Genomic DNA, 10,773 nt, shown 5'->3' with positions numbered 1-10,773 from the left:
GTTTTCAGGGAGCAACTCCTGAATGGCAGAAGTTCGGCTACAAGCATCGGCATCCGTGCCGGAAGGCCGAACGGCGCTTGAAGCAGTGATTCCGCGCATCATGTTGCGGGGAATGGTGCCTGGTGACAATAGCGGAGAGGACACACCCGTTCCCATCCCGAACACGGAAGTTAAGCTCTCCAGCGCCGATGGTACTTGGGCAGGAAGCCCTGGGAGAGTAGGTCGTCGCCAGGCGTGATAGGTACATTTTTTGCGGAGATTTGCTTGACCTGATGGGGAGTTTTGGAGGGATACCGAAGTGGTCATAACGGGGCGGTCTTGAAAACCGTTAGGGCGCAAGCCCACGGGGGTTCGAATCCCTCTCCCTCCGCCAGCCCCTCATGTGTTACCTCTCAACTATTGTGAATGAGCCATTAGCTCAGTTGGTAGAGCACCTGCCTTGCAAGCAGGGGGTCAGCGGTTCGAATCCGCTTAGCTCCACCAGACATTCCTCGATAGCTCAGCGGTAGAGCATCCGGCTGTTAACCGGAGGGTCGTAGGTTCGAATCCTACTCGAGGAGCCAGATCTTTTGCTTTTCGGCGCGTTGGAGAAGTGGCTTAACTCACCGCCCTTTCAAGGCGGCATTCACGGGTTCGAATCCCGTACGCGTCACCACATCAAGGGGATCGCAAGCAGGTTTCCGAGGTCTCGTTAACCTCCTATTAACCGGATAGAAATTAGGGTCCCCACAAAGTACCCGGAATCAGCGGCGTAGCTCAACTGCCCTTTGTGGGGGATGTCGGAGGCTTAGCTCAGCCGGGAGAGCATCTGCCTTACAAGCAGAGGGTCGGCGGTTCGATCCCGTCAGCCTCCACCATTTCATTCCATTTGTAGGGAATTGTGGTTCCGGTCAAAAAAGCAGTATCGTCGCGGGGTGGAGCAGCTGGCAGCTCGTCGGGCTCATAACCCGAAGGTCGCAGGTTCGAGTCCTGCCCCCGCAACCAGAATGGAGCTGTGGTGTAGTGGCCTAACATGCCCGCCTGTCACGCGGGAGATCGCGGGTTCGAATCCCGTCAGCTCCGCCACTATTTTCATGTTTTTTTCTCTGGCCGGTTGGGAACCCTTGCTGCGGATGAATCTTCCGGATTCAGCTTACTGTGCTTAACATTTTCGGTGCGGGTGTAGTTCAGTGGTAGAACTCCAGCCTTCCAAGCTGGTCGCGTGGGTTCGATTCCCATCACCCGCTCCATTTGTTTCCTTTCCATCGGCTTTCGCCTCGCGTACTTTCAACATTGTTACGGGCCTATAGCTCAGCTGGCTAGAGCGCACGACTGATAATCGTGAGGTCGGTGGTTCGAGTCCACCTAGGCCCACCACAATAAAAGAGCGTTTCTCCGGCTTTACCAATTTGCTACATGATGGCCGTCGAAGCTCTGACTGCTTCGACGGTTTTTTGTTGAATCAAGACGGTCGCTTTCCTATGAATCGGCTCGATCGGAAGACGGAGGGACATGCAATTTTTTTCAGGCCACCGACAGAATCCGACAACATTCTTTAGGCTGCCGGTGTATACTGTCATTCGTTGTGTATTTTTTGTTTGAGAGGGATAGACGGTGAACGAGGCAACATTGGAGGAAAAGGTAGAAACCATACGGCGGCGCATGATCGAACTGGCGGAGAAAAAAGGCAACCTGGCAGATAAAAGCGTGGTGGCGATCAGCCAGCAACTCGACAAATATTTGGTGTTTCTGCAGCGATCCAGGATGAACGTTTTGCAAAAAACCAGTTGAAACGACTCCAGTTTGTAAAGAGCGGTTTCGCTCTCATGTTTGTTCAAGATGAAAAAATCGATCAAGCGCCTGTAGTCATTACAGGCGCTTGTGCCGATTCGGGAATGCGGAGAACAAATCGGCCGTCGACTTTTTATTTTCAGGCAGGCCGGGTGTATCGTGCGGCCCGGGAACTCCCGAGAGATGAGTGAGTTCTTCGTCCATTTCTTCCATTTGTTTTTGTGCCAATTGTTCCGGCATCCGTTTGTCGATTGACAAAGCTTTGTTCCGTTTCTGCATGGTTGCCTCCCGCATTTTATCCGTAGTGTTTGGCAACGCAGGAGGTTTTATTTGCTGCATCAAGGCGAAATAAATACCAAGCTTCCCCATACCGCAATCGAGACGATCAGCGTAATCAGCAAACGACCTTTCATAAAACATCACCTCACACAAAAATTGCACTGAGATTGTTTATGCAAGGGCGTTTTTGATGTTGACAGCTGATAAAAAAGAGGAGGCCAGTCAACGGCCTCGCAATTTTGTTATGACATATTATATCCGAAATGGTGACGAAAAGAAAGTGTGTGATGGTTTCGTTGTTGTGATGTTTTCATTCGACCAAAGAATGTGAAAAAGCGAAAACAGGGAATTTTTTTGCAAGGCAGGTCGTGCAATGGTTGATCGGAGGGCCTAGTATTTCATTGAACAGTTGTGAACAGTATCGACGATAGCGGCCTGTGTCTTGATCAAAATCATCTTTTGTGATATTTAAGTCACAAGCGTTTGTTGAACGTCAATCGGTGACGGGGTAGTTGAATAATGAGCGAGGATGTTGCAGTTCGTTTTCAGCAAGTCAACAAATGGTTTCCCGGAAAAGTAGGGAACATTCAGATTTTGCAGGACATCAGCGGCGAAGTTCCGACGGGGAAGATCCTGACGATCGTCGGGCCTTCCGGTTCCGGCAAGAGCACGTTGCTGTCACTGTGCAACCTGCTGCTGACTCCCGACGGTGGTGAGGTTCGGATTCACGGCAAAGAAGTGCGGAAATGGGACATCCCGCAACTGCGCCGTGAGGTGGGACTGGTGTTTCAGATGCCGACCATGTTTCCCGGCAGCGTGCTTGATAATTTGGCTCTGCCTGCCCGTTTGCGGAGAGAGGAGCTGAGAAGGCCGGAGGAGTACATGGAAAGCGTCGGGCTTTCAGAGGAACTCCTGTCTCGTAAAGCGGAGGATCTTTCCGGCGGCCAAAAACAACGGGTTTCCATCGCACGAGCACTGGTCAATCGACCGTCCGTGCTGTTGCTGGACGAGATTACTTCCGCCCTCGATCCGGCCGCGGCAAAAGCGATTGAAGAACTGATCCTGCGCATCCGGCGGGAGCAGGGAACGACGATTTTGTGGGTGACGCATGACTTGGAGCAGGCGCGGCGGGTGGGAGATCTGACATGGCTGTTGGCCGGGGGGCGATTGGTGGAAGCGCGCGATACGCAGTCATTTTTTGAACAGCCGGAAGCAGATCTGACCCGGGAGTTTTTGCACGGGGAACTGTCAGGAAGGGGATCGGTATGAGTCTTTTCACGCTGGCTTTGACGTTGGGATTTGTATTGATTGCAATCCTTCTGTCGATTTGGCAAAAACTCGGCCTGGAAAAGGATATGGCGATTTCCACCGTGCGGGCGACCGTGCAGCTGCTGATTGTCGGATACATTTTAAAGGCTGTTTTTTCGCTGCAGGATCCGCTTTTTACGTTGCTGATGATCGCTTTGATGATCGGTGTGGCCACGCAGAACGCGAAACAACGCGGAGCGGGGCTAAAAGGCATCGGGTGGCGGGTATTGGTATCCATTTCGTTGGCGGAAGCGGTAACGCTCGGGTTTTTGCTGCTGCTTCAGATCGTGCCGCCAGAACCCCGCTATATCATCCCGATCAGCGGCATGGTCATCGGCAACTCGATGGTGATTGCCAGTTTGCTGCTCAACCGGCTGCAAGCAGAGGCGAAAGGGCGCAGACAGGAGATTTTGCTGGTTTTGTCGCTGGGCGGCACACCTGGACAGTCGATTCGCCACGTGTTGAAAGAAGCGATTCGGGCCAGCATGATTCCGACGATCGACAGCATGAAAACGACTGGATTGGTTCAGCTACCGGGGATGATGACCGGTCAAATCATCGCCGGTGCTGATCCGATTCAGGCTGTCCGCTACCAACTAATGATCCTGTTCGCGATCCTGGCTGCGGCGGCGCTGACCAGTATTTTTTTGGGGTTCTTGGCTTATCCAGGATTTTTCAACAAACACCAGCAGTTGGTGACGGGCGAATCGGACCCGTAATGCGTTGGCCAATTCCGCAAAACGTTCACAACCGGGGCCTATTTTTCCGATATATAATATAATGAGAAAGACAGACAGAATAAGAGTAAGGATTGATGGCAACGTGAACGAGCAACTGTTTCAATCGATCAACCAATGGGCCGGCCATTTTGCTTGGCTCGATGAACCCATGATTTTGCTTACGAAATATGCGCCGTTGCTGTTCGCCGGTTTGTTGCTGTGGCTCTGGTTGCGGGGCGGCCGGCAAAGGGAACGGAACGTTTTGTATGCGGCAATCACCGCCGCTTTGGCATTGCTGATCAATCAATTGATTGGCGCTGTGTATTTTCATCCGCGTCCGTTTATGCTGCACGCGGTGCACCAGTTGGTTCCGCATGCGCCTGACAATTCGTTTCCCAGCGATCATGCAACGGGCGCTTTTGCACTGGCGGTCGCGGTGTACTTGCGCAATCGCAAATGGGGGTATGGCATGCTGGGGTTGGCTGTTGCGATTGCGTTTTCCCGCGTGTTTGTCGGCGTTCACTATCCGGCTGACGTGATCGGCGGAGCGGTGGTAGGGCTGGTGTCCAGCTTGCTGGTGGCGCGGGGCGAGCGCGTACTTGAACCGATGATCCGTGTTGTGCTGCGCGTATACGCAAAAATTGCCGGACGAGTTCCTTTTTTGGCGGAACGGTACGTTCTGGATGAGGAAACGAGGGTTGGATAAAGGCCAACTCTTGTTTCGTTTGCGGGTGATCCGGCCAAGAGGTGAACCATCCACATGCAAATTCGGATTGTCACAAAGACGGCAAACACCATTTTGACTCCGACAGGCGGCTTTTTAGCCGGATATACGCATTCTCTCAATCCGTATGCGGGCTGCGCATATGCTTGTTCCTACTGTTACGTCAGGCAGCTGCCGATCGCGTTGTTCCATGGACAGGAGTGGGGGACGTGGGTGGACATCAAGCAAAATGCTGCGCAATTGCTGGAAAAAGAATTGAAAAAGGCGAAGCGAAAAGGTCCGGTGAAAATCTTCATGAGCTCCAGCACCGACCCGTATCAGCCGATCGAGCACAAAGCCCGGGTCACCCGTTCCCTGCTGGAAGTGATGGCGGCGGAACCGCCCGATTTATTGTTTGTGCAGACGCGGAGTCCGCTGGTCGTTCGCGATATCGATCTGTTTCGGCAGATGCGCGACCGGATTATGGTGTCGGTCACGGTGGAAACCGATCTGGAACCGGTCAGGCAGGCGTTCACTCCACAAGCGCCGGGCATCCGGGCGAGGCTGACAGCCCTGCGCAAACTGAAACAAGCGGGTATCCCGAGTCAAGTTGCGGTTGCGCCCGTGCTGCCGTGCAGCCCGGCGTTTGCCAAGCGGCTGCGGGAAGTGACGGATCGGGTGTGCTTGGACGATTTTTATATGGGGGACGGCAGCGGCGGGAAACGGACGGAGAAACTGAACACCAGGCGGATTTATCATGGGATCGGCTTGCAGGCCTGGTATGAAAAAGACGCATGGCGGCAAGTGCTGGGATGGCTGCAGCAAGAATTTGCAAGCGAACAGATTCGCATCAGTCAAGCCGGATTTTTGCCTTGATGAAAGAAATGGATGCGGATGTTCCGCGATACTCATCAAGATGGGGATCAAAACATCCGTTCCACCTTTTCTTTCTCCAGTTCCAGTTCGATGTTTCGTACCAGGTGGAATGAGCAGTAAAGATAGATGCAAAAACAGATCGACAATACCAGGAACACGATTTGACCGATGACGATTTTTTTGAAGAGGATGCTGAGATTGCTCAATGGGAACGCCTCCTGCTCGCGTGGATATAAACAATATACGCTGATGCAGGCATGTATAAAACTGCACGTTCCTTATTTTGATTGGAATGGCGCGAATCGTGTTTTCCATATCCCGATTCTGCATAAAATATGACAAGCGACGACTGGGAGGATAGTCAGTGAACCCGTTAAATATCGCACACAGGGGAGCCTTTGCCTACGCACCCGAAAATACGATGTCCGCTTTCCGTCTGGCAGTCGAGATGGGAGCCTGTGGACTGGAGTTTGATGTTCAGCTTAGCAAAGACGGGATTCCTGTGGTGATTCACGATGAACGATTGGATCGCACCGCGGGTGCACAAGGTTATGTCTGTGAGTATACGTGGAAAGAACTGCGCTCTTTGGATGTGGGACAATGGATGGGGGATCGATGGAAGGGGGAGCGGATTCCTTCGCTGGAAGAGGTGCTCGCCGAATTTTCAGGTTTCTTTCTGAATGTGGAGCTGAAAAACGCCGTCGTACCCTATGGGGGACTGGAGGAAAAAGTGATCCGTTTGATGGATCGCTACTGCGATTCCGGGAATGTGATCGTCTCCTCCTTCAATCACGAATCGGTCAAACGGATCAAGGAACTGGCCCCGCATGTGCGGACAGGTGTGCTGTATACAAAAGAACCGGAGCGGGTGATCGACTATGTGCAAAGTTTGAACGCGGATGCTGTCCATCCTCATTACAGGGTTGTAACAGCGGATAAAATCAGCGATTTTCATGCGGCGGGTCTGCTTGTCAACACGTGGACAGTGAACAGGCGCGGAGATATGCAGCGGCTTGTGCAGATGGGGATCGATGGGATCATCACGAATTATCCGGATCGAGTAACGGATGCGATCGGCGAGTACAAGCAGATCTACAAGAAGTGACAGTTATTAATGCGCCGCGCAAGTTTCAGGACCATCCCCGCGCTTCTGCGAGGATGGTCTTGATATTGCATCGTCCCGTTTATTCAGAATCTACAATTTTTGCGATGACACTGTATCCGCCGTATCCGTAGTCGCCTTCCAGCGCATCGCCGTTGAGCCGCAGCTCCATTTCCCGTTTGTATACCACATCGAAAGCGAAAAATGTCGGGCGGCCTTCTTCGTCCGTTCCCGTGTAGGTTAGATCCTCCAAAAAATTGCATTTTTCCCGAATTGCTTCCAACAGTGTTTCAGGTTCGAGGACTTTTCCCATTCTCATCACTCCAACCGATTTTGTTACTTTGATTATACATGATCATCCGTGCTGTATGAAACTGAACTTGCTTGTGAAGGCATTCATGCCTTGCGGTCGAATACTAGTCGAATACTAGTAATGGTAATTTTTTTGCAGCACGTGTGAAGGAGTGAAAAGATGAGACTCACAATCGGCAAGAAACTGATTGGCGGATTTTTCATCGTTGCACTACTACTGTAAATAATAGGTGGTATTGCCTATTATTACCTGAAAAAAGTGGACGACTCCTACTCGGGCCTGGTGGATCGACGAGCTGTCATCATGGCCAATGATTGGTTCAAAAATATTGAATGTGGGGATGCACATGGATATAAGAGCGTTAAAAACCTTCCAAACGGTTGTGAGGCTAGGGAGTTTTCAACAAGCTGCCGAGGACCTTCAATATGCGCAGTAAACTGTTACGATGCAAATACAAAAGCTCGAATCTGAACTTGGGGTTGTGGGATTGGGATCATTCCTCGCGTGTCAGTCAGTTCCCCGCCAGCGGGAACTGTTTTTAAATCGGTGCGAGACCTGGAACTGGATGTAACCATGGGAATCTTGCACCGATTCGACCAGTATGTAAGTCGTGCGATGGAGAGCATGATCGACGCTTTTCGTGTTTCACTACACACTTCAGCCATCGGCACATAACTTCCGGTTTTGTTGGCAGAATATTGATTGTGTCCGAAAGCAGTTCAAGTGAAAGCAAGGAGTGTATGTGACCGATGAGGCGTCTGACGATCCTAATCATTTTCGTTTTGCTGTTCTCCCTGGTTCCTTTATTCCCGCTGCACAAAGCGGCAGCTTACGGGAATGTCCCTTATCATTTCGGTTTCAAAAAGGGCAAAAACGGGCAACTTCCGTCGATCGAGCAAGAGGGTTTCAAGGGGATGATCGAGAAATACGGAGCCATTTTTTTGGGGGATACGTCAAAAAAGGAGCTGTACCTGACCTTTGACAATGGATATGAGAACGGCTACACCGCAAAGATTTTGGATACGTTGAAGGAAAAAAAGGTGCCTGCCGTGTTTTTTGTTACCGGGCATTATGTCAAAGACCAGCCCGAGTTGTTGAAGCGGATGGTGCAAGAAGGCCATCTGATCGGAAATCATTCGTGGAGTCACCCGGATCTGACCCAGGTCTCCGACGACAGGATCAAGGAAGAACTGGAAAAAGTGAAGGAATCTGTGGCGCAGGTGACCGGTCAAAAGGAGATGGCTTTCTTGCGGCCGCCGAAAGGAATTTTTAGCGAGCGTACGCTGGCGGTCAGCAAGCGACTGGGCTACACGAGCGTTTTCTGGTCGATTGCCTATAAAGACTGGGACATCAAAACGCAAAAGGGATGGAAATATGCCTATGACAGCGTGATGTCCCAGCTTCACTCGGGAGCGGTGCTGCTGCTTCACTCCGTATCCAAGGATAACGCGGAAGCGTTGGGGAAAATCATCGACGATGCGCGAAAGCAGGGGTATGAATTCAAGAGTTTGCAGGAACTGCAGATGCAAAAACGTAATCCAGCCGGGATCCAAACGACAAGAGAGGTCACATGAGTACCTCTCTTGTGCTGTGTTATTTTGTTGTCCTGCGCTCGCCATCTCTTTAATTCAAGCAGTGGTTCCCGGGACGCCTATTTGACTTCCATATTAAGGAATTAATTAATTTGCAATGTTGTGACGTCAGTCTATTTTGTCACCGCATAGCCTTTCTTCTGAAGGCGGCGAATCATCAATTCTTCGGTCGAGATGCTCTTTCGCTTCTCCAAGTAATCAGGGCCGAGTTTGTTGTAAGGTTCCCCAGTTTTGAGTACAAAGTAAGCGATCACGAGGATCTTGTGTGCAATCACAACCTTCGGCCGCTTCTTTCCTTTGCGGCCGGTCACTGACCAAGACTTTGATCCGAGGAAAGTTCGGGTCTTGCTCGCCGCCCAAGCAGCTTCCAGGAGGACAGACTTCAGCGTTTGATTACCCTGCGTCGTTCTTGCCCGTTTTTTTACCCGCACTTTCGTGATTCCCGGGGCTGAACCCCGCCCACGATGAAAGATGGGATGCCGAAGGAAAGACGGACATATCGGTGCCGATTTCTGCCAGGATCACCGAAAGGTCAAGCGATTCATGTTTTCCGGAGTCAAGCGGAGCAGCCCAAAGCGACGCCAAAAGTGGTTGGAATATCTGTATCACCAGGTGCGTTTCGGATTGAGATCAACATGATGGGGATCCGTGTGGATTGATTCAATCTGGAATAAAGGGTATTGTAGATTCAAGGCATTTTACAGCGATCCATCGAGGTGAAGCCAAATGAGTAAACGCTCGGAGGTGCAAAAGAGCGTCAGGGCCTACTATACCAGCATCGACTGGGAGCCCGTCGTGAAACGGGACTGGGTGGAAGGGTACCTCAACGTGCTGCATTTCAACAAACGCACGGACGAACTTGTCGACGCCTGGGAGGATATACACGCCCTGATCCTGTACATTGAGCGCACGAACTATACGAATTTGTCAGATCTGCCCTGGTGGGAATACAGCGTGGCGCTCGAGTGGATCGAAAGCCATATCTGGGTGCCGGAGCGCTTTGATCTCACGCTGGACAACGCCCGCCGGATGATGGGGCGATGGCGGGATTTTTACGAATATCTGGCGAAAACATGGTGTCCTGTGGACCTGGCCCCAATCGAACTGGCATACGAGAAGGTCTGCGGCGGAAAAAAGCTGAAGCTGGTGAAAAAGATTCCGTTCACCGGCGAGGAGTTCTGGATGGGGGTCGGGAGAACGGGTAGCAACCAAATCGTCGATTTCACGATGGCGGAATTTTGGTTGATCTTGATCTATTTTGAGCTTGGCGAGTCGTGGGACAGGCTGGAGGAAGAATTGAAGAGTGTTCCTTCCGTCCGGGAAAAGCGCAGGCGATTGGACAGCCTGCGGGAGAAACTGAAGCAGTCCGGGTATGACCAGGATCCGATTGCGCTGGTTCGGGGACATGTGGATCCTGTCGACTTGGAAGACGCTGAACGGTGGTTTTACCGGCGGCGAATTCCAGCGCAACGTGCGAAGAGGAAAACCGATTGAGAAGTGCTCCGTGCGGGACGGAGCTTACCTCACGGCCGACCGTTTTTGACAATCGGGGGCAGATGCAGGTTATCACGGTTTGCGTTCATGTGATCAGCACTTGCGTGCAGGGATGGCTTTTTTGCACTGGCGATTCCGAAACATCCCGTGTCGATCGAGTGAGGAAGTAGAGGCCATCGATTTCAGATGGCCTCGATTTTCACCACTTTCTGTACTGGAACCCGGCGAATCCCATCGGCGGTTCGCAGGTGCAATTGGCGGTCTTTCAGCATTGGGATCCCTTCCCACACCACATCCTCATCCGGATCAAACAACGTGACACGGATGGTACGCCCTTGCCGGAGGGCTTCCACCAGCACGTACTCCAATTCATTCCATGCATCTTCGGGAAGTATAGGGGGCGTGCGTTTGTTTGATTCCTGTTTGAAACGTTTCATGAGTTCCCTGTGTTCCGGCAGTACGAGCCGCATCGCTTCAAAAATGTTTCCGTCGACAATTCGCATCTCTGATCACCTGGATCGTCACATGGAGTGTCCCCCAATTTTTTTGCTTCGCTCTTTCAGCTGGCTGGCCGCCTTGAGGCTCACGGCCCGCATGATGCTGGTCTCGCCGAATCT

Annotated in this window: 14 protein-coding genes, 8 tRNA genes, 1 rRNA gene and 1 pseudogene; 18 read left to right on the top strand and 6 right to left on the bottom strand. The window is 51.8% G+C overall.

Annotation, left to right across the window (positions count from 1 at the left end; genetic code table 11):
* Window positions 1-118: 118 nt before the first annotated feature.
* The 10 genes from rrf to C230_RS21720 all read left to right on the top strand — a co-directional run bounded on the left by rrf (window position 119) and on the right by C230_RS21720 (window position 1,770).
* A 5S ribosomal RNA gene (rrf, locus tag C230_RS0101945) occupies window positions 119-234 on the top strand.
* Between the two features lie 50 nt (window positions 235-284).
* A tRNA-Ser gene (locus tag C230_RS0101940) sits at window positions 285-373 on the top strand.
* A gap of 115 nt (window positions 374-488) precedes the next feature.
* A tRNA-Asn gene (locus C230_RS0101930) sits at window positions 489-563 on the top strand.
* A 15-nt stretch (window positions 564-578) separates the two neighbouring features.
* A tRNA-Glu gene (locus tag C230_RS0101925) sits at window positions 579-655 on the top strand.
* 126 nt (window positions 656-781) lie between these two features.
* A tRNA-Val gene (locus tag C230_RS0101920) sits at window positions 782-857 on the top strand.
* A gap of 51 nt (window positions 858-908) precedes the next feature.
* Window positions 909-984 (top strand) — tRNA-Met (locus C230_RS0101915).
* A gap of 4 nt (window positions 985-988) precedes the next feature.
* Window positions 989-1,065 (top strand) — tRNA-Asp (locus C230_RS0101910).
* Window positions 1,066-1,155: 90 nt separating this feature from the next.
* Window positions 1,156-1,229, top strand: a tRNA-Gly gene (locus tag C230_RS0101905).
* A 50-nt stretch (window positions 1,230-1,279) separates the two neighbouring features.
* A tRNA-Ile gene (locus tag C230_RS0101900) sits at window positions 1,280-1,356 on the top strand.
* Window positions 1,357-1,593: 237 nt separating this feature from the next.
* Entirely contained in the window at window positions 1,594-1,770 is a 177-nt protein-coding gene (locus C230_RS21720; RefSeq protein WP_018130381.1) for an aspartyl-phosphate phosphatase Spo0E family protein, read from the top strand.
* A 78-nt stretch (window positions 1,771-1,848) separates the two neighbouring features.
* On the opposite strand, the gene C230_RS0101890 is transcribed toward C230_RS21720, so the two are convergent.
* Window positions 1,849-2,049, bottom strand: a complete 201-nt coding sequence (locus C230_RS0101890) for a hypothetical protein (RefSeq protein ID WP_018130380.1) — start codon at window positions 2,047-2,049, stop codon at window positions 1,849-1,851.
* A 519-nt stretch (window positions 2,050-2,568) separates the two neighbouring features.
* Between C230_RS0101890 and C230_RS0101885 the strand changes: the two genes are divergently transcribed.
* From C230_RS0101885 to C230_RS0101870, 4 genes are all read left to right on the top strand, one after another.
* Complete coding sequence (locus tag C230_RS0101885) at window positions 2,569-3,318, top strand: ABC transporter ATP-binding protein (protein WP_018130379.1); 750 nt, start codon at window positions 2,569-2,571, stop codon at window positions 3,316-3,318.
* The gene (locus tag C230_RS0101880) at window positions 3,315-4,076 is read left to right on the top strand and encodes an ABC transporter permease (RefSeq protein ID WP_018130378.1); all 762 of its coding nucleotides are present in this window, start codon (window positions 3,315-3,317) and stop codon (window positions 4,074-4,076) included. Before C230_RS0101885 ends, C230_RS0101880 begins: the two co-directional genes overlap by 4 nt.
* Before the next feature lie 103 nt (window positions 4,077-4,179).
* Window positions 4,180-4,782, top strand: a complete 603-nt coding sequence (locus C230_RS0101875) for an undecaprenyl-diphosphatase (protein ID WP_018130377.1) — start codon at window positions 4,180-4,182, stop codon at window positions 4,780-4,782.
* Window positions 4,783-4,836: 54 nt separating this feature from the next.
* Window positions 4,837-5,655: an SPL family radical SAM protein gene (locus C230_RS0101870; protein WP_018130376.1), complete on the top strand. Its 819-nt coding sequence runs from the start codon at window positions 4,837-4,839 to the stop codon at window positions 5,653-5,655.
* A gap of 47 nt (window positions 5,656-5,702) precedes the next feature.
* On the opposite strand, the gene C230_RS22260 is transcribed toward C230_RS0101870, so the two are convergent.
* Window positions 5,703-5,861: a hypothetical protein gene (locus C230_RS22260; RefSeq protein ID WP_018130375.1), complete on the bottom strand. Its 159-nt coding sequence runs from the start codon at window positions 5,859-5,861 to the stop codon at window positions 5,703-5,705.
* Between the two features lie 158 nt (window positions 5,862-6,019).
* Between C230_RS22260 and C230_RS0101860 the strand changes: the two genes are divergently transcribed.
* The gene (locus tag C230_RS0101860; RefSeq protein WP_018130374.1) at window positions 6,020-6,760 is read left to right on the top strand and encodes a glycerophosphodiester phosphodiesterase; all 741 of its coding nucleotides are present in this window, start codon (window positions 6,020-6,022) and stop codon (window positions 6,758-6,760) included.
* 79 nt (window positions 6,761-6,839) lie between these two features.
* Here the strand turns inward: C230_RS0101860 and C230_RS0101855 are convergent, their stop codons facing one another.
* Window positions 6,840-7,070 carry a hypothetical protein gene (locus C230_RS0101855; RefSeq protein WP_018130373.1) on the bottom strand — a complete coding sequence of 77 codons (231 nt, stop codon included), beginning with the start codon at window positions 7,068-7,070 and terminating at the stop codon, window positions 6,840-6,842.
* A 346-nt stretch (window positions 7,071-7,416) separates the two neighbouring features.
* Between C230_RS0101855 and C230_RS23225 the strand changes: the two are divergent.
* Window positions 7,417-7,503: pseudogene (locus tag C230_RS23225) on the top strand (LysR family transcriptional regulator); the annotation flags it as partial.
* Between the two features lie 316 nt (window positions 7,504-7,819).
* Window positions 7,820-8,644 carry a delta-lactam-biosynthetic de-N-acetylase gene (pdaA, locus tag C230_RS0101850; RefSeq protein ID WP_018130372.1) on the top strand — a complete coding sequence of 275 codons (825 nt, stop codon included), beginning with the start codon at window positions 7,820-7,822 and terminating at the stop codon, window positions 8,642-8,644.
* Window positions 8,645-8,775: 131 nt separating this feature from the next.
* Here pdaA and C230_RS22255 read toward each other — a convergent pair whose 3' ends face one another.
* Both C230_RS22255 and C230_RS23790 read right to left on the bottom strand, forming a co-directional pair.
* Entirely contained in the window at window positions 8,776-9,093 is a 318-nt protein-coding gene (locus tag C230_RS22255; RefSeq protein ID WP_018130371.1) for a hypothetical protein, read from the bottom strand.
* Complete coding sequence (locus C230_RS23790; RefSeq protein WP_407635566.1) at window positions 9,056-9,160, bottom strand: transposase; 105 nt, start codon at window positions 9,158-9,160, stop codon at window positions 9,056-9,058. The genes C230_RS22255 and C230_RS23790 overlap by 38 nt, the downstream gene beginning before the upstream one ends.
* A gap of 228 nt (window positions 9,161-9,388) precedes the next feature.
* On the opposite strand from C230_RS23790, the gene C230_RS0101840 reads away from it, so the two are divergent.
* Window positions 9,389-10,156 carry a hypothetical protein gene (locus C230_RS0101840; RefSeq protein ID WP_018130370.1) on the top strand — a complete coding sequence of 256 codons (768 nt, stop codon included), beginning with the start codon at window positions 9,389-9,391 and terminating at the stop codon, window positions 10,154-10,156.
* 182 nt (window positions 10,157-10,338) lie between these two features.
* On the opposite strand, the gene C230_RS0101835 is transcribed toward C230_RS0101840, so the two are convergent.
* Window positions 10,339-10,659 (bottom strand): YolD-like family protein, encoded by a 321-nt coding sequence (locus C230_RS0101835; RefSeq protein ID WP_018130369.1) that lies wholly within the window; start codon window positions 10,657-10,659, stop codon window positions 10,339-10,341.
* Between the last annotated feature and the right edge of the window lie 114 nt (window positions 10,660-10,773).

The organism is Effusibacillus pohliae DSM 22757, assembly GCF_000376225.1.
GTDB lineage: Bacteria > Bacillota > Bacilli > Tumebacillales > Effusibacillaceae > Effusibacillus > Effusibacillus pohliae.
The sequence above is the reverse complement of the archived record's forward strand: the minus strand, read 5'-3'. Positions and strand labels throughout refer to the sequence as shown.